Raw genomic sequence first — 20,349 nt, forward strand, 5'->3', positions numbered from 1 at the left:
GCGGCTCAGTCGGTGGTCTGCTTGGCGGTGGTGCGGCGGATGCGGTTGGTCGCCTGCTTGAAGGCGTCCAGGCCGATGCGGCGCACCGTCTGGAGGAAGCGCTCGCCGGCCTCGCGCTCGCGGCGGTAGGTCGCGATCACGGCCTCGACGGCATCGGCCGCCTCGTCGGCCGCGAAGGACGGGCCGATCACCTTGCCCGGCACCGCGGCGCCCGACAGCGTCGAGCCGTCCGAGCCGCCCAGCGTGATCTGGTACCACTCGCTGCCGTCCTTGTCGACGCCGAGCACGCCGATATGGCCGCTGTGGTGGTGGCCGCAGCTGTTGATGCAGCCGCTGATGTGCAGGTCGATGTCGCCGATGTCCCAGAGCTCGTCCAGGTCCTGGAAGCGCTCGGTGATCTCGGCCGCGACCGGGATCGAGCGGGCGTTGGCCAGCGCGCAGAAGTCGCCGCCGGGGCACACGATCATGTCGGTCAGCAGGCCGATGTTGGGCGTGGCGAAGCCCTGCGCCTTGGCGGCTTCGTAGAGCGCGGGCAGGTCGCTTTCGCGCACCCAGGGCAGCAGCAGGTTCTGGTCGTGGGAGACGCGCAGCTCGCCATGGCTGAAGCGGTCGGAGAGGTCGGCGGCGGCGTCCATCTGCGCGTCGGTGATGTCGCCCGGCGGCAGGCCCAGGCGCTTGAGCGACAGCGTCACCGAGCGGTAGCCGCTGACGCGGTGGGCGTGGACGTTGCGCTCCAGCCAGCGGCGGTAGGCCGGGGCGGCGCCTTCGAAGATGTCGATGCCCGCGGCCGGGGTCACGCCTTGCGGCTCGACGAAGCTCGCGGCGACGCGGGCCAGTTCCGCCTCGGGAATGATCTGCTCGTGGCTGCCGGCGTCGTCGTTCAGGATGGACTGGTACTCGGCGTTGACGGCGTCGAAGTAGGCCTGGCCTTCCGCCTTCACCAGGATCTTGATGCGCGCCTTGTACATGTTGTCGCGGCGGCCGAAGCGGTTGTACGTGCGCACGATCGCCTCGAGGTACAGCAGGATGTGCTGCCACGGGACGAAGGGGTTGATCTCCTGGCCGACGATGGGCGTGCGGCCCATGCCGCCGCCGACGAAGACCTGGAAGCCGACCTCGCCCGCTTCATTGCGGCGCAGCTGCAGGCCGATGTCGTGCCAGCCGATGGCGGCGCGGTCTTCCTTCGCGCCGGAGATCGCGATCTTGAACTTGCGCGGCAGGAAGGCGAATTCAGGATGCAGCGTCGACCACTGGCGCAGCACTTCGGCGTAGGGGCGCGGGTCGATGAGTTCGTCGGCCGCGACGCCGGCGGTGACGTCGCTGGTGATGTTGCGGATGCAGTTGCCGCTGGTCTGGATGCCGTGCATGTCGACGTCGGCCAGCAGGTCCATCACGTCGGCCGACTGCGGCAGCGGGATCCAGTTGAACTGCAGGTTCTGGCGCGTGGTGAAGTGGCCGTAGCCGCGGTCGTGCTCGCGGGCGATGCGGCCGAGCTGGCGCAGTTGCTTGGACGACAGCACGCCGTAGGGGATGGCGATGCGCAGCATCGGCGCGTGGCGCTGGATGTACCAGCCGTTCTGCAGGCGCAGCGCGCGGAAGTCGTCGTCGGGGAGCTGGCCGGCCAGATGGCGCTCGAGCTGGTCGCGGAACTGGGCCGCGCGGGCGTGGACGAACTGGCGGTCGAAATCGGTATAGGCGTACATGGCGTCAGCTGGGCCCCGGCCGGGTTTCAAGAAGGGCCCGCCGCGTCATCTGACACCGCGGCTGGCGCCCTGGGCTGGCCGGGAGTCTGGACTCTATGAACGCTTTATATATATGAGAACTACAAATTCGTAGATTGCTTATGGCGAGATAAGCATATGAATGGAGCTGCAAAGGCGCTTGCGGCCGCCGGCCGCGTGCTCAGGCGGTCGCCAGGCGGCGCAGCGCGGCAAGTTGGTCCTTGATCCGCGGCGGCAGCGGCTCGGCTCCCGCGAGGATCGCGCGGATCAGCGCGGCGTTGTCCGCCGGCTCGCAGGCGGTGGACAGCGGCCATTCCAGATCCTCATTGCTTTGCGGATTGAGATCGATCGCTTGCCCGTCCGCGAAGCCTTGCAGATGCGCCTTGCGCCGCAGATGCAGATAAGCCTCGCCCTCGCTGGCCCGCATCAGCAGCGCCCGGCCGTCGCCGGCGCTCAGGATCGGCAGCGCCGTCCCCATGCTGTCGACGTATTCGGGATGCGTCACCGCCACCACGCGCACGCTGCGCCCGGGCAACGGATCCAGCAGCTTGGCCACGCTGTGGCTGCTGTTGCGCAGCCCCAGCCGCGGACGCAGCGCCATCATCGCGTCGAGTCCCGCATGGATCGCCGCCGTCGGAAGGATGGCGAGCCGATCCGCCGCGAGCCGCTGCCCGGCTTCCCCGACGTCCCCCGCCACCGGCAGCCCCAGGGCCTCGAACAGCTCGAACGGACTGATGCGGCTGTCGAAGTCATGCCGGCCGTGGATCAGCACCGGGATGCCGTCCCGCGCCAGCAGCATCGCCACCAGCGGCATCAGGTTGGCCTGCTTGCGCGCGCCGTTGAAGGTGGGCAGGACCACCGTTCGCGGTCCCTCGGGGGCCGGGACGCGCGCCGCGCCGACCTGCATGGCCTCGACGAAGCCCAGCAGCTCGTCCAGGCTCTCGCCCTTGATGCGCATCGCGATGAGGATGGCGCCTCGCTCCAGATCCGGCACGGTGCCGTCGAGCAGCTGGCCGAACAGTTCGCGCGCCTGCTCGCGCGTCAGGTCGCGGGCGCCGCGCGCGCCGCGGCCGATTTCCTTGATGAGCGGGGCGTAGGGAGCGGAGTCCACGGCAGGTCGGTGCGAAGGCGCGGGGGCGGAACAAGCGCCGCATCTTAGCCAGCCCGGCGTCCGGGAACGCAGGAGGTGGAACGGCCCGCGCGCGGACCNGGCCGCGTCATCGGCCGCCCGGGCTCACGATCAGAACACCGAGCGCAGCACCACGCTGAACGCGCGGATGTTGGCCTTCTCCTTCGCCAGCTTGGCGCGGGTGAAGTCCGCGCCCAGGCCCACCGAGTAGGTCTCGTTCAGCGCGAAGGCGGCGCCGAGGCCGAGGTAGGGCTGGACCGAGCGCTCGCGGGCGCTCTGGGTGGTGATCTTGTTGTCCCAGGTGCTGGCCTTGATCTGGTTCCAGACCACGCCGCCGCGGGCGTTCAGGCTCAGCCGCTCGGTCAACGGGTAGCGATAGACGCCGCCGATGCCCCAGCCGCTGAGCTTGGCGCGGGCGCCGTTGACCTCGTCGCCGGCCTTGACGCGTGCGTAGTCCAGCCAGCTCGCTTCAACGCCCAGGCCGCCACCGAACAGGTAGCCCAGGCTCAGGCGCGAGTCGATGCCGGTGGCATCGCATTTGGGCAGGTCGCGGCACTGGCCGTTGACCTTGCCGGTGCCCAGCGAGGCCTCGAGATACACCTGCGCCTGCGCCGCGCCTGCGCCCACGGCCAGCGCGAGCACCAGAAGGGAAGGGAACGGAGAGAACTTCATGCGGGATTGCTTTCGTTGAATTGAAAAAGAAGCGCCAGCGCGAAGCTGGCGAATCGGATTCTTGAAAGGGCAACCCGGGGCGTAAATCGCATCCATCAGGCAGCGTGGCGTCGTGACTGACTCATGCAAGGGGGAAGGATCTGTGGGTGGGTGGAAGGCGGCGTTGACGGCGTCTTCGAGCGCAGACCGCGCACGCCAGCCGACGCACACGCGGACGCGAGCGCGGACGAAAAAAAGCCGGTCCAAGGACCGGCTTGCTGACGCGGACAAGCGTCGACGGATGGGAGCGCCCTCAGGCGGCGAGCGGCGTGATCACCGGGGCCGGCGTGGCGGCGCCCGTGGCGATGCCCACGCCTTGGGGCTGTGCCGGCAGGCCCAGTTCGCCGAACAGGTCCTTCGGGTCGGCCATGTCGGGCACCAGCGCCAGGTCGCGGCCCAGTCCCAGGGCCAGCGCGCGGTCGCGCAGCCAGCGCAGCGTGGCGAAGTCCTCGAGCGCGAAACCGACCGAGTCGAAGACCGTGACCTCCTCCGCCGAACGCCGGCCGGCGGCCTCGCCGCGCAGCACGCGCCAGAACTCGGTGACCGGGAAGTCAGCGGGCATCTGCTGCAGGTCGCCTTCGATGCGCGATTGCGGCTCGTACTCGACGAAGACGCTGGCGCGCTCCAGCACGCCGCGATGCAGTTCGGTCTTGCCGGGGCAGTCGCCGCCGACGCCGTTGATGTGCATGCCGGGCTCGACCATCTCCGGCGTCAGGATGGTGGCGTTGCGCTTGTCGGCGGTGACCGTGGTGACGATGTCGGCGCCGCGCACCGCTTCGGCGGTGTTGCGGCAGCGGACCACCGTCAGGCCCTCGATGCGCGACAGGTGCCGGACCAGCTTGTCCGTCGCCGCCGGGTCGACGTCGAACAGGCGGATCTCGGTGATGCCCAGCAGGTGATGGAAGGCCAGGGCCTGGAACTCCGCCTGCGCGCCGTTGCCGATCAGCGCCATCACGCGCGAGTCGCGGCGGGCCAGGTGTTGCGCGGCCAGCGCCGAGGTGGCGGCGGTGCGCAGCGCGGTGCTGAGCGTCAGCTCGGACAGCACCTGCGGGGTGCCGGTCGCGACATCGGCGAGCACGCCGAAAGCCATCACCGTGGGCAGGCCCACGAGGTGGTTTTTGGGGTGACCGTTGACGTACTTGAAGGTGTAGAGCGCAGCGTCGGAGATCGGCATCAGCTCGATCACGCCTTCGTCGGAATGGTTGGCGACGCGGGCGCTCTTGTCGAATTCGGCCCAGCGGACGTAGTCGTCGGCGATGTAGCGGGCCAGGGTCCGGAAGCTGTGCGCCAGGCCGTCGTGGCGGACCACGCGGGCGACGTCGGGGGTGAGGAGCAATCGGGTCGTCATCGGCCGTCTCATGGCAGTGGGGATGCCTCCATTCTTCGGATCCGCGTGTCAGCAGGAAGCCAAACAACTGATCAATAATCGAAGTCGATTGAGCATTTCGGCAGCGATGGCTGTCGAAATGCCGTGAAATTCGGGTTAACCCTGGGCGCTGTGCGCGCATCCGCGCCGGACCTGCGCCACGGTGGTGCGGCCCGGTCGCGACCTTCGGAGCACCCCATGAACACGCTGGACCATCAACTCATCGCGCTGCTGCGCCAGGACGCGCGCGCCAGCATCGCGACGCTGGCGCACAAGCTGAAGGTGTCGCGGGGGACGGTGACCAACCGGCTGACGCGCCTGGAGGACAGCGGCCAGATCGTCGGCTACACCGTCCGGCTGCGCGCCGACGTCGCCCAGCCGCACATCACTGCCTGGATGAGCATCGCCGTCGAGGGCAACCGCACCCGCGAGGTCGTCGGCATCCTGCTGGGCGAGCCCGGCGTGGCCGGGCTGTTCGACACCAACGGCCGCTGGGACCTGCTGGCCGAATTGCGCGCCGACAACCTCAGCGAGCTGGCCGAGATCCTCGAGCGGGTGCGCCTGATCAAGGGCATCGGCGCGACCGAGACCAGCATCCACCTGCAGACCTACAAGCTGTCCTGACGCGACGTCCGGCCACGTCCGGCCGCGCGCCAGGCGTTGCGTCAGCGTTTCGCGGGCGGCGCGTCGTCGTCGGGTTCGGGCGCGTCGGGCTCAAGCTGGAAGTGGCCGTCGCGCAGTTCCATGCGGGTGCGCTGCACCACCGGGCGCGGCGCGGGGCAGTCGCCTTCGTTGAAGCGCAGCACGATCTCCACGCGCGGGCCGCGGCCGGGGCTCAGCACGCTGACGCCCGAGGTCTGCGGCGCCGCGCCCGCGCCGCAGGCCTGCGGGCCGGGCTTGTCGTCGAAGCCGAGTTCCGCGCCGAGCTGCAGTTCGCCATCGCGCTCCAGCACCAGGCGCTCGCTGCGGCTCTCGCGGCCGCGGTCCTGGTCGTGGCGCCGGCTGCGCAGGATCCAGCGCTGTTCGTCGAGCTGCAGCAGTTGCAGGTCCTCGTCGCCCGAGCCCGGCGTGCCGGCCATCAGCAGCGGGCCCTTGGCGCGCAGGCGCCAGCGGCCCTGCGCGTCGGCGGCCAGCACCGCCGCGCCGAGCGCCGGCACGCAGGCCGGGCAGCGGAACTGCTCGCGCGGTCCGGGCGTCAGCTGGTAGACCAGCATCAGCTTGTCGACGTCCTGCTCGACGTAGCGCGCGCGGAAGACCTCGCGCACTTCGGCGCGCAAGGTCGGCGAACGGCCGCCGAAGAAGGCGGCGACGCGCGCGTCGCGCCAGCTGCTGCCGCCGTAGATCATCTTCATCGCGAGCTCGGGCTTGGGTGGCTGTTCGATGGCCACGGGGAGCTGCGCGAGCGCGTTCGCGGCGGCGAGCAGCAGCGGCGCGGCGGCGCCCAGCGCGAACGCTCGGGACGAGACAGGAAAGAAGGCGGGGCGTTGGAACACGTCGGCGGCGAATCGGAGGTACCAGGGGGGCGATCATCGCCGAGTGCTGGAGGGAAGGCGGGGCAGGGCCGGGGCAAGGGTCTGGGTGAGGGCCGGCAGCAGGGGCGGGAAGGCGGCGGTACAGTCGCCGCCCATGAGCCGTTCCGACACCTCGCCGCCGGTGATCCGCAGCCTGCTGGAGACCGACCTCTACAAGTTCACGATGTGGCAGGCGATGCTGCACCGGCATCCGCAGGCGCAGGCCGAGTACCGCTTCGCCTGCCGCAACACGCCGCAGTACCCGCTCGCGACGCTGGTGGCCGACCTCGAGCGCGAACTGGACCACCTGTGCGCGCTGACCTTCAGGCCGGACGAGCTCGACTACCTGCGCGGCCTGCGCTTCATGAAGCCGGACTTCATCGACCTGCTGCGCATCTTCCGTTTCCAGCGCGACTTCATTTCGGTGCGCGCGGACGGCGAGCGGCTCGAGATCATCGTGCGCGGCCCGCAGGTGCATGTGATGGGCTTCGAGATCTTCGTGCTGGCGATGGTCAACGAGCTGTACTTCCGGCGCTTCGATGCCGCGCCGGCGATCGAGGAAGGCCGGCGGCGGCTCAAGCGCAAGGTCGAGACGGTGCGCGCCTTCGTCCGCGACGAGGCGCCGCGCCGCCACCCGTTCCAGTTCTTCGACTTCGGCCTGCGCCGGCGTTTCTCCGGCGCCTGGCACGAGGAGGTGCTGCGCACGCTGCGCGACGAGCTGCCGGAGACCTTCCGCGGCACGTCCAACGTGCTGCTGGCCAAGGAGCTGGGGCTGGTGCCGATCGGCACGATGGCGCACGAGTACCTGCAGGCCTACCAGGCCACCGGCGTGCGGCTGCGCGACCACCAGAAGGCGGCGCTCGAGGACTGGGTGCAGGAGTACCGCGGCGACCTGGGCATCGCGCTCACCGACGTGATCGGCATGGACGCGTTCCTGGCCGATTTCGACCTGTACTTCGCCAAGCTCTTCGACGGGCTGCGCCACGATTCGGGCGATCCGGTCGAATGGGGCGAGAAGGCGCTGGCGCACTACGAGCAGCTGCGCATCGACGCCAACACCAAGCGGCTGGTGTTCTCCGACGCGCTGGACATGCCCAAGGCGCTGGCGCTGTACCGGCATTTCGCGGACCGCGTCCAGCTGGGCTTCGGCATCGGGACCCAGCTCAGCAACGACATGGGGCTGCCGACGTTGAACATCGTCATCAAGCTGACCCACGTCAACGGCCAGCCGGTGGCCAAGCTCTCCGACAGCCCCGGCAAGACCATGTGCGAGGACCAGACCTTCCTGGCCTACCTGCGGCAGGTGTTCAAGGTGCCGAGTCCGCGATAGGCGCTCGCGTCCTGCGACGGCCGCTGGCCCTCACCCCTCCCTCTCCCGCAAGCGGGAGAGGGTGAAAAAACGGCGGCGTGTTGCCCTCCCTTTCACCTGCGAAAAAAGGAGCGCGCGGCGGCGTGTGGCTCCCCGCCGGCGGGAGAAGGACAGTGCGGCGGTTGTGAGATCCCGCTGGCGGGAGAAGGAATGCGGCGCCGTGTGACCCCCTCTCCCGCTTGCGGGAGAGGGCGGGGGTGAGGGCCAGCGGCGGTGGCCGTGCTCAGTCCCGGTGCGCCGTGATGCGATGGATCACCGGGCCCGCCAACAGCGGCGTGGGCTTGCCCTCGACCCAGTCCTGGTGCCCCGCGCCGTAGAACGGCGACATCGGATGGCCGCTCTGCCCGCCCGCCATCGACAACCAGCCTTGTTCCTCGCGGCCCGGCGAGACGACCAGCCGCTCCGACTGCCCGAAGGCCGGCCCGGCCACATGCGGCAGGTTGCTGTCGCCCGACTGCGGCACCGACGGCATGTCCAGCCAGCGCGACAGCGCCGGGATCGCCTTGGCCAGCGGATGCTGGATGCGACTGGCGTTCTGCGCGCCCCAGGTGGCGCCGCCGAGGTTGCCGTCCGGCGCGATCTCGCGGGCCGCGGCGTCCAACTGCGCCAGCAGCAACGCATCCCAGCTCGCGTAGGCCGCCGGCAGCAGGTGCACGGGACGCTCGTCGAGCGCGCGCGCCGCGCTGTATTCGAACTGGTTGCGCCAGCGGATGCGGCGCTTCGGGTCGAGCTGCCGATCGCCCAGCGCGGGCATCGTCCACGCATCCCATAAGGTATCGAGCACCCGCAGCCGCGCCTGGCGCACCAGGCGGTAGGCGGCCGAGTCCGCGTCGGCGCGCCCGTTCCAGTTCTCGAGCAGCTGCACGAACGCGCGGTGCGTCGGATGGGTCGCGGCATCGCTGCGCGCCACCGCCAGCAGCCGCGACGCCCAGGTCTTCATGAAGCGCGCCTCGTCGTCGTGGTGGATCGCGCCGATCGAGGCTTCGTCGTGTTTGTCGCGCGCCGAGAGCCGGTCGCGGATCTGCTGCGCGCGGGCGCCGAGATCGAAGCCGCCGTCGCCGAGCAGCTCGCCGGGCGCGCCATCCAGCTGGCGGTTGTTGGCGGTCCACAGCTGGCCCTGCGCCGGCGAGAGCACCTGCGGCGCCCGGTCCGGATCGAGCCACTCGCGGCGCATCGCACCCGGCGCGACGAAGCGCCCGAAGGCGTCCGGCAGCCCCGGCTGCGCCCACAACCGGCCGGCGATGGTCCAGCCGATCTGGCCGTCGCGGTCGGCGGCGATCAGGTTCTGGTGCGGCATGCCGGCGCGCTGCGCCAGCGCCAGCGCGTCGCTGACATGGCGCATCCGCAGCATCCGGTCCAGCTCGAGGTTGTAGGCCGCCCCCTGATGCGCCACCCAGTGCAGCGCGAAGCGGCGCTCGCCGTCGCTGGCCACGATCGGCGCGCCGTCGATCTCGCTGACCGTCAGCGTCACCGCGGGACCGCCGTGGACTTCCAGGGTCTCGGTGTGCGTCGAGGTCTTGGCGTCGGGCGGCACCTCGACCCAGTCGAACCACTGGCCATAGGCATTCGTGAAGCCCCAGGCCACCGCGCCGTTGCTGCCGACGACCATGGCCGGCAGGCCCGGCAGCGTCACGCCGGCGGCGCGCAGGCCGTTCGCGCCGCTGCCGATCTGGAACTGCGCGCGGTACCAGATCGCCGGCACGCCCAGGCCCAGGTGCATGTCGTCGGCCAGGATCGCGCCGCCGTGCGTCGAGCGCGAACCGGCGACCGCCCAGCTGTTGCTGCCCAGCACCGGCGGCTCCGCGCGGGCGCTCGCCGGCGAGGCCGCGGGACCGGGGACGGACGCGCTGGCCGGCGCCTCGGGCGCTGGAGCGCGACGCAGGTCCAGCTGCTCGGGCGTCGGCATCGGCGGCGGCGCCAGCTGGCTGCCGTCGAGCGCCGCGTCCCAGCGGCCACCCCGCGGGCTGAGCCAGTCGAAGACCACGTCGCCGGCGCGCTCGCGCAGCACCGCGCGCTCGAAGCCAGCCTCGAAGCTGGTCCCCTGCAGCATGAAGTACATCTCCGCGATCACCAGCAGCGAGTCCACCGGCGTCCAGTCCTGCGGCCGCGCGCGCAGCAGCAGGTAGGGCCAGGGCCGCATCGGCAGCGCATGCAGCCCGGCGTTGACGCCCTCGGTGTAGGCCAGCAGCAGCAGCCGGTCCTCGCCGGAGAGCTGCTCGAAGCGGTCGGTCAGCCGCGCCCGCAGCCGATGCACGCGTCGCGTGCGATCACGCTCCAGCGCCTTGTCCCCGAACAGCGCGGACAACTCGCCGGCGGCCGAGCGGCGCGTCAGGTCCATCTCGAAGAAGCGTTCCTGCGCATGGGCGAAGCCCAGCCCGCGCGCCACGTCCAGCCGCGTGCGGCCCTCGACGACCAGCGTGCCGAGCGCGTCGCGGCCCAGGCTCACCGGCGCGCTCAGGCCGGGGATCGCTGCGTCGCCATCGAGTTGCGGCAGGCTGGCGCGCACGCTGGTCCAGACGCCGAGCGCCAGCGCGATCAGCAGCAGCGGCAGCCCGATCAGGGCCCGCACCAGCCAGCGTCGGGGCGCGCCGGGTCGGCGGTGGCTGTCCTTGGCGCTCTTGTCATTCATCGATGGGCTCTCCGCTTGCGGGCCGGGATTGTGCGTGCGCCTGGCAACAGGATCGCTACAGCGTTTCCCTAGAATCCCGCGCCATGTTCCGAGACGACCGCGACCCTACCAAATCCGCCGGCCTGCCGCCCGAGCCGTCCCGTCGCCGCTGGCTGCTTGCCGCCGGTGCCGCCGGCCTGGGCGCGCTGGGCGGCTGCACGACGCTGTCGCCCACCAGCGCGCCGACGCCGGTGGTGACCACGCCCGACCCCGAGCTGCCCACGCCGGTCACGCCCAAGCCGGTGCCCAAGCCCCCGCGCCTGGGCCTGGCGCTGGGCGGCGGGGCCGCGCGCGGCTTCGCCCACATCGGCGTGATCCAGGTGCTGGAGGAAAACGGCATCAAGGTCGACCTGGTCTGCGGCACCTCGGCCGGCAGCCTGGTGGGGGCGCTCTACGCGGCCGGGCGCAGCGGCAAGGAGCTGCAGACCGTCGCCGAGGCGATGGACGAGGGCGCGATCACCGACTGGACCTTCCCGATGCGCGGCCTGATCCGCGGCGAGGCGCTGGCGCGCTACGTCCGGCAGATGACCGGCAACCGCGGGCTGGAACAGCTGCCGCTGCCGCTGGGCATCGTCGCGACCGATCTGGGCGACGGCTCGCCCATCCTGTTCCGCCAGGGCGACGTGGGCACCGCGGTGCGGGCGTCCAGCGCCGTGCCGGCGGTGTTCCAGCCGGTGAAGATCGGCAACCGCGAGTACGTCGATGGCGGCCTGGTGGCGCCGGTGCCGGTGCGCTTCGCCCGGCAGATGGGCGCGGAGCTGGTCATCGCCGTCGACATCGGCGAGCCGCCCGATCCCAAGATCCCCGGCGACGCGATGCGCATGCTGCTGCAGACCTTCTCGATCATGGGCAAGTCGATCAACCAGTACGAGCTGCAGGGCGCCGACGTGGTGCTGCGGCCCAAGCTGGACGGCTTCAGCGGCTCGGACTTCAGCACCCGGCGTCGCGCGATCACGCTGGGCCGCGAGGTGGCGACGGCGATGCTGCCGGAGATCCGCCGCAAGATCGCCGCGAAGACGCGCTGATCCGCGGGAGCGGGGCGCCTAGAGGCGCTCGCCGCGCGCGCTGGCCTCGATCAGCTTGTTCAGCCGGGCCAGCTGGGTCTCGGGTTTCTTCGCGCTGAGGATGTGCCAGATGCTGGTGCGGCGGTAGCCGTCCGGCTGCTGCTGGAAGAAGGCCCAGGCCGCCGGGTGCCGCATGAAGACGACCTCGTGGGCCGGCGCCAGTTCCACCAGTTCCTTGGGCTGCTCGAACGCATAGACCCGCGAGCGCTCCTCCTGGCGGCGCTCGAAGGCGGCCAGCCCGGCCGGCTTCATGCGGCCTTCCTGGATCAGCGCCTCGGCGCGGCCGATGTTGACTGCGCTCCAGATCGACACCGCCTTGCGCGGCGTGAAGCGGATCTTGTAGCGCTTGTCGTCGATGCGGGTGCGCACGCCGTCGATCCAGCCGTGGCAGAGCGCCTCGTCGACCGACTCCGGCCAGGCGAGGCTGGGTTCGCCGGTGGCGCGCTTGTGGAAGCCGACCACGACCTCGGTGGCCGTGGCGGCGTGCTGGTCGAGCCAGTCGCGGAACTCGGCGGCGCTGGCGAAGAAGATCGGGGTGCGGGTGGCCATGGGCCGCGAGTATGCCCCGGTGCCGGGCCCGGCCTGGCAGCAGCGTCGGTGCCCGTGGCGCGCGTTTTGCCCCTTGGACAGGAAGCGCCGGTCGCCGTGGGCGCGGCCGTCGTCTCCGGACGCGTCGGTCGCCGTCGGCCCGCGAGGAGGGTTTCGGATCAGCTTTTTGCGTACGTGTACGCAATGACGAAGGTCCCGGTCCCTGCGCGGGTTCGCGAGGATTGGATGCGATCGCCAGCGTGAGATAACGTACGCCGACAATAACCTTTGGATGCAGGAACGCCGTGGCACACATCGATCAGCACACCGACCGCGAGCGGCCCCGGCTGCGCCGCGGCCCCGCAGAGATGGCCGCGCTCAAGCGCGAGATGCTGGAGCGCGCTCGCAAGATCTACCGGGACGAGGGCGTGGAGGCGCTGAGCATGCGGCGCCTGGCGCAGGAGCTGGGGATCTCGACGATGGCGATCTACAGCTACTTCGAGAGCAAGAAGGCGCTGCTGGACGGGCTGTGGATCGAGGTCTTCGAGGCGCTGACCGACGAGCTGCTGGACGCCTCCAAGGACCAGCGCGCCCCGCGCAAGGTGCTGGAGGCGCACACCCGCTGCCTGCTGGACTTCTGGGAGCGGCATCCGGAGCAGTTCCGGATGATCTACATGTCGCTGACCCAGACGGGCTCGCTGGAGGAGATCGGCCAGTCGCAGCAACCGGTCTACAACCGGCTGCTGGGCCTGATGCGGGAGCGGGTGGCGGCCTGCGCGCCGGAGGGCTTCGAGCCCGATGAAACCGCGATTCGGCTGATCTGCGACCAGATGTCGGTGCGCACCATGGGCTACCTGATGATGGTGATCGGCCTGCCGCGTTACCCGCTGTACGACCGCGAGGCGCTGCGCGAGTTCACCGTGCAGGGCGTGCTGCGCGACGTGACCGACCAGTTCGTCCGCTTCGTCTCCGGGGCGAACGCGGCGACGCCGATGGTGTCGTCCGGCGACTGATCCGCACCAAAAAAAAGCCCAGCATGAAGCTGGGCTTGAAGGGCACTTGGGAAGCCAAGCTTCCTTGGGTACCGAGGAGACAACCGTTGCGGCAACTCTCGGAACGCTCAGGCCGTGGCGCGCTTGGCGGTACGGGTGGCGTTCTGGGTGGCCTTCACCGCCGTGCTGGTCACGGCGTTGAAATTCGATTCAGCGATCTCGGAGGCCTGCTTGGCAGCCTTGTGCAGGCTTTCGTAAGCGTTGTTGGCCGCGGCGACCGCCGACTTCACCAAAGCAACAGCATTTTCCGTGCCAGCCGGGGCGTTCTTGGTCGCGTTGTCGACGACGGCGCCAAACTTCACCTGGGCGTCGGCGACTTGCGACTCGGCCAGCTTGACGAATTCCGACGAGGTCGACGAGGCGATGTCGTACAGGTGACGGCTGTAGGCGACGGCCTTCTCGGCGGTCGGTTGCAGCAGCGAGGCCTGCAGGGCCCACAGTTCCTGCGGATCCTTGACCGTGATGGCCTGCTGGGCGGTTTCGGCGGCTTCGCCGAGCGCGGTCTTGGCGACCTGCAGGTTCAGCTCGACCAGCTTCTCGTAGCCTTCGAAGGCCTTGGCCGTCAGGCCGAACAGGGAAGCTTGCAGGTTCTTTTGTTGGTCGAGCACTTGGTCAGCGGTCAGCATGCGAGATCTCCTTGAGAGTGATGTCAGCCAGGGGAAATGCGGCAGGCTGAGCGCCGTCGCCACACCTTTGTTGCGGTGCAGCATGGAATCAGTATAGGACCGTCGACGACGATTGCAAGCACTTTTTGTGCATCGCAGCAAAATCGCGGCGTCGAGCCCCGCCGGCGCGCCAGGGCGCGCTCTGCTAGCGTCCCGGACCATGCTTGCCTTCCATTACGACCATTTGACGCTGGCCCTGCCGCCCGGGCATCGCTTCCCGCAGTCCAAGTACCAGATGCTGCGCGAGCGGGTGGAGCGCGAGCCCGGCGTGATGCGCCCGCGGGTGGCCGAGGCGGCCGGGATCGAGGCGCTGGCGCTGGTGCACACGCCGAACTACATCGACGCCGTGATGCACGGCACCCTGAGCGCGGCGGCGCAGCGCGAGATCGGCTTCCCCTGGGGACCGGCGCTGCCGCGGCGCTCGCTGTGCTCGGTCGGGGCGACGATCGCGGCGGCCCGGGCCGCCCTGGAAGAGGGCGTGGCCGCCAGCCTGGCGGGCGGGACGCACCATGCGTATGCGGACAAGGGCAGCGGCTTCTGCGTCTTCAACGACGTGGCGGTGGCCGCGCGCCTGATGCAGGCCGAATGGCATCGCCGCCATCCCGGGCGCGCCGGCCTGCGGGTGCTGGTGGTGGACCTGGACGTCCACCAGGGCAACGGCACGGCCAGCATCTTCCAGGACGACGACAGCGTGTTCACCTTCTCCGTCCACGGGGAGAAGAACTTCCCCTTCCGCAAGGAGGCGAGCGACCTGGACGTCGGCCTTCCGGACGCCTGCGGGGACGCGGTCTACCTGGACGCGCTGGAGACCGCGCTGGCCGAGGTCTGGCGACGCCTGGCCGACCGCCCGCCGGGGCTGGCCTTCTACCTGGCCGGCGCCGATCCGCACGAGGGCGACCGGCTCGGCCGCCTCAAGCTCAGCGCCGACGGGCTGCTGCGCCGCGACCGGATGGTGCTGGACGCGCTGGTCGAGCGCCGCATCCCGGTCGCGCTGAGCATGGCCGGCGGCTACGGCGAGGACCTGGCGGTGACCGTCGAGGTGCAGATGCGCACGCTGGACGCGGCGGCGCAGGCCTGGGGGCGCTGGCGCGACAGTAGCCCGCGCGACACCTGACCCCGCGCCGCGGTGGAAGAATCGCCGCCATGTCCTCCATGTCCGCCAACCGCCCCGACGCTTCCACGCCCGAGCCACGCCCGGCCCCCGAGCCGCGCGAGGCCTTCGCCCGTTTCCAGCCGGTGCCCACGCGCTGGATGGACAACGACGTCTACGGCCATCTGAACAACGTCGTCTACTACAGCCTGTTCGACACGGCGGTGAACCGCTACCTGATCGAGCAGGGCGCGCTGGACCTGCACCATGGCACCGTCATCGGCCTCGTCATCGAGACGCACTGCAACTTCTTCGCCTCGCTGGCCTTCCCGCAATTCGTGGAAGCCGGCCTGCGGGTGACGAAGCGCGGCCGTTCCAGCGTCCGCTACGAGATCGGCCTGTTCGCCGAGGGCGAGCCGCTGTGCGCCGCGCGCGGGCACTTCGTCCACGTCTATGTCGACCGGGAGACGCGCCGCCCGGTGGATGCGCTGCCCGACACCTACCAGCAAGCGCTGCGAGCGCTGGAGATGCCATGACCCTGCCCGACCCGCTGCCCAATCCGTTCACGCCGCCCACGCCCGAGCAATCCGCGGCGGTGGACGCCGCCATCGTGACCCGCCATTCGATGCGCGCCTTCCTGCCCACGCCGGTGCCGCGCGCGCTGATCGAGGAGCTGCTGGCCGTGGCGGCGCGGGCGCCCTCGGGCACCAATACCCAGCCCTGGCAGGTCCATGTGCTGACCGGCGGCGCGAAGGACCGGCTGGTGGCGCGCATCCAGTCGGTCTACGACGACCCGGAGGAACTGGCCACCCACAGCGAGGAGTACGCCTACTACCCGCGCGAGTGGGTGTCGCCCTACATCGATCGCCGCCGCAAGGTCGGCTGGGACCTGTACGGGCTGCTCGGCATCACCAAGGGCGACAAGCTGCGCATGCATGAGCAGCACGGACGCAACTACCGCTTCTTCGACGCGCCGGTGGGCCTGATGTTCACCATCGACCGGGTGATGCAGCAGGGCAGCTGGCTGGACTACGGCATGTTCCTGCAGAACATCATGGTGGCGGCGCGCGGCCGCGGCCTGCACACCTGCCCGCAGGCGGCCTTCACCCAGTTCCATCGCGTGATCGCCGAGGAGCTGGGCCTGGCGCCCAACCAGCAGGTGGTCTGCGGGATGTCGCTGGGCTACGCGGACCCGGCGGCGATCGAGAACACGCTGGTCACCGAGCGCGATCCGGTGGCCGCGTTCACCCGCTTCCTCGAGTGAGGGACACGCGGACGCCGAGGTGGGCGATCCGCGTTCGGCCTCCTCGGACCATCGGCCTACAGTTGGCGCTTTCCTGCACGGAGATGCGCCCATGAGCAAGCCCAGCGTCCTGGTGGCCCGCAAGACCTTCGACGACATCGTCGACCGGCTGCGCCCTCACTTCGAGGTCGAGGCCAACGACAGCGACACGGGCTGGTCCCAGGACGAACTGATCCGCCGCCTGCAGGGCAAGGCCGGCGCGTACATCGCCGGCGGCGAGCGCATCGACGCGAAGCTGCTCGACGCCTGCCCCCAACTGAAAGCCGTCTGCACGATGGCCGTGGGCTACAACAACATCGACGTGGCCGCCTGCACCGCACGCGGCGTCGTCGTGACCAACGCGCCGGACGTGCTGACCGAAACTACCGCGGACTTCGGCTTCGCGCTGATGATGGCGACGGCGCGCCGCATCACCGAGAGCGAACACTTCCTGCGCCGCGGCGAGTGGAAACAATGGTCGGTGACCATGTTCGCCGGCGCCGACGTGCATGGCGCGACGCTGGGCGTGCTCGGCATGGGACGCATCGGCGCGGCGATCGCGCGGCGCGGGCACCTGGGCTTCGGCATGCCGGTGCTGTATCACAACCGCTCGCGCCTGCCGGCCGACCAGGAAGCACCGCTCGGTGCGCAGTGGGTCGAAAAGGACGAGCTGCTGCGACGCGCCGACCACCTGATCATCGTCGTGCCCTACAGCGCGTCGTCGCACCACCTGATCGGACAGCGCGAGCTCCGCTTGATGAAGAAGACGGCGACGCTGACCAACATCGCGCGCGGCGGGGTCGTGGATGACGCGGCACTGGCGGCGGAGCTCAAGGCCGGCACCATCGCCGCAGCTGGCCTGGACGTGTTCGAAGGGGAGCCGACCGTGCATCCCGACCTGCTCGCGTGCGAGAACGTGGTGCTCACACCCCACATCGCCAGCGCCACCATCGCGACGCGGCGGGCGATGAGCAATCTCGCCGTCGACAACCTGATCGCCGCGCTGACGGGTGGGGTGCCGCCGACGGCGTTGAATCCGGAAGTGGTGCGGGGGTGAGGGCGCCTACCTGCGATGGACGGCGCGCTGGCCGCCATGGCATGGGGCCGCAGGCGGCAAGCGCCTGAACCCCAAGCCATGCCGTCCCACACCATCGGCGTCCTGCCACGGTTTGGGTGTGGCGTCCCGCCACGGTTTGGGTGTGGTGGACTGCCACGGCTCTTCTGTCCCCTCTCCCCCGCGAGGGGGAGAGGGTTAGGGTGAGGGGGCATCGCACGGCACTGCTGTCGTACTTCGACGCCCCCTCACCCCTCCCTCTCCCCGCAAGCGGGGAGAGGGTGAAAGAAATGTGGCGGGGACGTCAGGGCTGGCGCTGAGAGAATCGCTCGATGACTTTCGTTGACCTGTTGCATCTCGCCCTCTCCGGGGTGATCGTGATCCTCCTCATCGCCGTCTGGCTGACGCTGCGACGACAGTCCGGCGCGGATCCGGCGGTGACCATGGGCCCGCTGGTGCAGCAGTCCGGGGAACGCCTGGAGCGCCTGGAGCGGGCGCTGCGCGATGAGCTGGGCCGCGTGAACACCGGCCTGCGCGAGGAAGTCGGCCGCGGGAACGCCGGCCTGCGCCAGGAGACGCTGACGACGCTCACCCAGTTCCAGCAGGCGCTGTTGACGCAGGGTGGCGATACGGCGCGCTCGCAGAACGAGCAGATCGACGCCTTCCGCGTGCAGCTGGCGCAGCTGCAGCAGTCGCTGGCGCAGCAGGCCGCGACCGCGCGCGAGGCGCAGGACGCCGCCGCCGCGCGCACGACCACGGTGCTGACGGAGCAGCTGCAGGCGCTGGCCCAGCGCAACGAGGCGGGCCTGGCGGAAACCCGTCGCACGGTGGAGGCCCGGCTGCAGTCGATCCAGCAGGACAACGAGAAGAAGCTCGAACAGATGCGGGCGACCGTCGACGAGAAGCTGCACGCGACGCTGGAGCAGCGGCTGGGCGAGAGCTTCAAGCAGGTCGCCGAGCGGCTGGAGCAGGTCTACCGGGGCCTGGGCGAGATGCAGACGCTGGCGCGCGATGTGGGCTCGCTGAACCGGGTGCTGACCAACGTCAAGACGCGCGGGATCTTCGGCGAGGTGCAACTGGCGGCGCTGCTGGAACAGGTGTTCACGCCGGAGCAGTACGCGGCCAACGTCGAGACGGTGCCGGGCAGCGGCGGGCGGGTCGAATTCGCGTTGAAGCTCCCCGGGCAGCGCGACGACGGCAAGCCGATCTGGCTGCCGATCGACGCCAAGTTCCCGCGCGAGGACTACGAGCGCCTGCTGGAGGCGCAGGAGCGCGCCGACGCGCCGGCGGCGGAGCTGGCCGGCCGGGCGATCGAGACGCGGCTGCGGCTGGAAGCCAAGACCATCCGCGAGAAGTACCTCGGTCCGCCGCACACGACCGACTTCGCCCTGCTGTTCCTGCCCACCGAGGGCCTGTATGCCGAGGCGCTGCGTCGCCCCGGCCTGAGCGAGGCGCTGCAGCGCGAGCACAAGGTGATGCTGGTCGGCCCGACGACGCTGCTGGCGACGTTGTCCAGCCTGCAGATGGGCTTCCGCACGCTGGCGCTGGAGAAGCGCTCGGCCGAGGTGTGGGAGGTGCTGTCGGCGGTGAAGACGGAGTTCGGCAAGTTCGGCGACGTGCTGGCCAAGACGAAGAAGAAGCTCGAGGAAGCGAGCAACACGATCGATGCCGCCGAGGTCCGCACCCGCGCGATGACCCGCCGGCTCAAGACGGTCGAGGCGCTGCCCGAGGACCAGATGTCCCGTGTGCTGCAGCTCGGTGCCACCGACACGCCCGACGAGGAAGGCGCCGCCGGATGAGCGACCGGCCCGGCTCGACGCCCCCGCGTGCGCCCGGGCCCGCGCCTGTCGGCACGAACGCCGACGCGATCGGTATCCCGCAGCCGCCGGTGGCGGGATACACCGGCCTGAGCGTTGGCTTCGCGGCGGTGATTGCCTCGCTGGTGGCGGTGCATGCGTGCATGGCGACGACGCGGGTCGCGGCGACGCTGTGGGTGCTGCACCAGGGCTACGGCGGTGGTTTCGTCGGCGTGCTGCTGAGCCTGTTCGCGGTCGCGCCGCTGGGGCTGTCGATGTGGGCCGGCCGGCTGGCCGACCGCCACGGCTTCCATCGGCCGGTCGGCATCGGCGTGGCGATGGCCTTCGCCGGCGCGGTGCTGGCGCTGGCCGCGCAGCTGCTGGGCTGGTTGTGGCTGCTGGCGCTGGGCTGCCTGCTCTGTGGCGGCGCGGTCGCCGTCTCCGCGGTCGCGATCCAGCGCGAGGCCGGCCTGATGGCCCGCGATCCCTCGCAGCTCAAGCGCGTGTTCAGCTGGGTGGCGCTCGGCCCGGCGCTGTCCAACGCGCTGGCGCCGGTGATCACCGGCATCGTCATCGACCTGGCGGGCTTCAGCGCCGCGCTGGTGCTGTCGACCCTGCTGCCGCTGGCCGCCTGGGCGGTCGCGCTGCGCGTGCCGCGGCAGGCCCCGGCGCCGCTGGCGACCGGCGCCAAGCCGCGACCCGCCTGGGACCTGCTGAAGGACCGCGGCCTGCGCAACCTGCTGATCGTGAACGTCGCGATGTCCTCGTGCTGGGATGCCCACAGCTTCGTCGTCCCGGTCGTCGGCCACGCGAAGGGCTTGTCGGCCTCGAGCATCGGCCTGGTGCTGGGCAGCTTCGCCGCCGCGGCGACGCTGGTCCGTCTGGCCATCGTGCGCTGGGCCCATCACATCGACGAGGTCAAGGCGCTGCGCGCGGCGATGGCCATCGCCACCGTGACGCTGATCGTCTATGCCTGGCTGCCCGGCACGCTGGGGCTGATGGCGGGTTCTGCGGTGCTGGGGCTGGCGCTTGGCGCGGTGCAGCCGATGGTGTTGGCCACGATGCACCAGGTCACGCCGCCGGACCGGCACGGCCAGGCGCTGGGGCTGCGGATGCTGGCGTCCAACGGCGCGACGGTGGCGATGCCGCTGGGCTTCGGCGCGCTGGCCGCGATGAGCGTCGCGGCGGCGCCGCTGTGGCTGATGGCCTCGGTGCTGGTGGGCGCGCAGTTCGCCGCCAGAGAAATGGGCCGCTCGACGCGCTGACGCAAGAGCGGTGTTGGTCGGGACCCTCTCCCCCTCGCGGGGCGAGCGGAAGACTGCGCAAGAGCGGCGTTGGTCGAA

The 20,349-nt window shown here is 70.6% G+C and carries 18 protein-coding genes; 10 read left to right on the forward strand and 8 right to left on the reverse strand.

All coding sequences use genetic code 11. The features are described 5' to 3' along the window. Window positions 1-5 precede the first annotated feature (5 nt). The 4 genes from ACTJKJ_RS24265 to ACTJKJ_RS24280 form a co-directional block, all read right to left on the reverse strand. A complete protein-coding gene (locus ACTJKJ_RS24265) occupies window positions 6-1,703 on the reverse strand; it encodes a nitrite/sulfite reductase (RefSeq protein ID WP_440822604.1) in 1,698 nt (565 codons plus the stop codon). Between the two features lie 199 nt (window positions 1,704-1,902). After that, on the reverse strand, window positions 1,903-2,832 hold the full coding sequence (ybiB, locus tag ACTJKJ_RS24270) for a DNA-binding protein YbiB (protein WP_440822606.1): 930 nt from the start codon (window positions 2,830-2,832) through the stop codon (window positions 1,903-1,905). 129 nt (window positions 2,833-2,961) lie between these two features. Then, a complete protein-coding gene (locus tag ACTJKJ_RS24275) occupies window positions 2,962-3,522 on the reverse strand; it encodes an outer membrane protein (RefSeq protein WP_440822608.1) in 561 nt (186 codons plus the stop codon). 292 nt (window positions 3,523-3,814) lie between these two features. Then, window positions 3,815-4,909 carry an ornithine cyclodeaminase gene (locus ACTJKJ_RS24280; RefSeq protein WP_440822610.1) on the reverse strand — a complete coding sequence of 365 codons (1,095 nt, stop codon included), beginning with the start codon at window positions 4,907-4,909 and terminating at the stop codon, window positions 3,815-3,817. Window positions 4,910-5,125: 216 nt separating this feature from the next. Here ACTJKJ_RS24280 and ACTJKJ_RS24285 point away from each other — a divergent pair, with 216 nt between their 5' ends. Further along, a complete protein-coding gene (locus tag ACTJKJ_RS24285) occupies window positions 5,126-5,551 on the forward strand; it encodes an Lrp/AsnC family transcriptional regulator (protein WP_440822611.1) in 426 nt (141 codons plus the stop codon). Between the two features lie 41 nt (window positions 5,552-5,592). Here ACTJKJ_RS24285 and ACTJKJ_RS24290 read toward each other — a convergent pair whose 3' ends face one another. Then, window positions 5,593-6,420, reverse strand: a complete 828-nt coding sequence (locus tag ACTJKJ_RS24290; protein WP_440822613.1) for a hypothetical protein — start codon at window positions 6,418-6,420, stop codon at window positions 5,593-5,595. Between the two features lie 133 nt (window positions 6,421-6,553). Here ACTJKJ_RS24290 and pncB point away from each other — a divergent pair, with 133 nt between their 5' ends. Continuing rightward, window positions 6,554-7,768 carry a nicotinate phosphoribosyltransferase gene (gene pncB, locus ACTJKJ_RS24295; protein ID WP_091722194.1) on the forward strand — a complete coding sequence of 405 codons (1,215 nt, stop codon included), beginning with the start codon at window positions 6,554-6,556 and terminating at the stop codon, window positions 7,766-7,768. A gap of 262 nt (window positions 7,769-8,030) precedes the next feature. Here the strand turns inward: pncB and ACTJKJ_RS24300 are convergent, their stop codons facing one another. Then, a complete protein-coding gene (locus ACTJKJ_RS24300) occupies window positions 8,031-10,436 on the reverse strand; it encodes a penicillin acylase family protein (protein ID WP_440822616.1) in 2,406 nt (801 codons plus the stop codon). Window positions 10,437-10,519: 83 nt separating this feature from the next. Between ACTJKJ_RS24300 and ACTJKJ_RS24305 the strand changes: the two genes are divergently transcribed. Continuing rightward, window positions 10,520-11,500, forward strand: a complete 981-nt coding sequence (locus ACTJKJ_RS24305; protein ID WP_440822618.1) for a patatin-like phospholipase family protein — start codon at window positions 10,520-10,522, stop codon at window positions 11,498-11,500. An 18-nt stretch (window positions 11,501-11,518) separates the two neighbouring features. Here the strand turns inward: ACTJKJ_RS24305 and ACTJKJ_RS24310 are convergent, their stop codons facing one another. Then, window positions 11,519-12,088, reverse strand: coding sequence for a YdeI/OmpD-associated family protein (locus ACTJKJ_RS24310; RefSeq protein WP_440822619.1), 570 nt, complete (start codon window positions 12,086-12,088; stop codon window positions 11,519-11,521). A 284-nt stretch (window positions 12,089-12,372) separates the two neighbouring features. On the opposite strand from ACTJKJ_RS24310, the gene ACTJKJ_RS24315 reads away from it, so the two are divergent. Continuing rightward, window positions 12,373-13,080: a TetR/AcrR family transcriptional regulator gene (locus tag ACTJKJ_RS24315; RefSeq protein WP_297384842.1), complete on the forward strand. Its 708-nt coding sequence runs from the start codon at window positions 12,373-12,375 to the stop codon at window positions 13,078-13,080. Window positions 13,081-13,187: 107 nt separating this feature from the next. Here ACTJKJ_RS24315 and phaP read toward each other — a convergent pair whose 3' ends face one another. After that, window positions 13,188-13,745: a TIGR01841 family phasin gene (gene phaP, locus ACTJKJ_RS24320; RefSeq protein WP_091722216.1), complete on the reverse strand. Its 558-nt coding sequence runs from the start codon at window positions 13,743-13,745 to the stop codon at window positions 13,188-13,190. A 199-nt stretch (window positions 13,746-13,944) separates the two neighbouring features. On the opposite strand from phaP, the gene ACTJKJ_RS24325 reads away from it, so the two are divergent. The 6 genes from ACTJKJ_RS24325 to ACTJKJ_RS24350 all read left to right on the forward strand — a co-directional run bounded on the left by ACTJKJ_RS24325 (window position 13,945) and on the right by ACTJKJ_RS24350 (window position 20,271). Continuing rightward, window positions 13,945-14,898: a histone deacetylase family protein gene (locus ACTJKJ_RS24325; RefSeq protein ID WP_297384845.1), complete on the forward strand. Its 954-nt coding sequence runs from the start codon at window positions 13,945-13,947 to the stop codon at window positions 14,896-14,898. Between the two features lie 29 nt (window positions 14,899-14,927). Further along, window positions 14,928-15,410 (forward strand): acyl-CoA thioesterase, encoded by a 483-nt coding sequence (locus ACTJKJ_RS24330; protein WP_440822622.1) that lies wholly within the window; start codon window positions 14,928-14,930, stop codon window positions 15,408-15,410. Next, on the forward strand, window positions 15,407-16,138 hold the full coding sequence (locus tag ACTJKJ_RS24335; protein ID WP_183490110.1) for a nitroreductase: 732 nt from the start codon (window positions 15,407-15,409) through the stop codon (window positions 16,136-16,138). Before ACTJKJ_RS24330 ends, ACTJKJ_RS24335 begins: the two co-directional genes overlap by 4 nt. A 91-nt stretch (window positions 16,139-16,229) precedes the next feature. Then, on the forward strand, window positions 16,230-17,213 hold the full coding sequence (locus ACTJKJ_RS24340; RefSeq protein WP_440822624.1) for a 2-hydroxyacid dehydrogenase: 984 nt from the start codon (window positions 16,230-16,232) through the stop codon (window positions 17,211-17,213). A 329-nt stretch (window positions 17,214-17,542) separates the two neighbouring features. After that, entirely contained in the window at window positions 17,543-19,009 is a 1,467-nt protein-coding gene (locus ACTJKJ_RS24345; protein ID WP_440822626.1) for a DNA recombination protein RmuC, read from the forward strand. Then, the gene (locus ACTJKJ_RS24350) at window positions 19,006-20,271 is read left to right on the forward strand and encodes an MFS transporter (RefSeq protein ID WP_440822627.1); all 1,266 of its coding nucleotides are present in this window, start codon (window positions 19,006-19,008) and stop codon (window positions 20,269-20,271) included. Before ACTJKJ_RS24345 ends, ACTJKJ_RS24350 begins: the two co-directional genes overlap by 4 nt. Window positions 20,272-20,349: the final 78 nt, after the last annotated feature.

The sequence above is a fragment of the Roseateles sp. 22389 genome, assembly GCF_052044995.1.
Lineage (GTDB): Bacteria > Pseudomonadota > Gammaproteobacteria > Burkholderiales > Burkholderiaceae_C > Roseateles.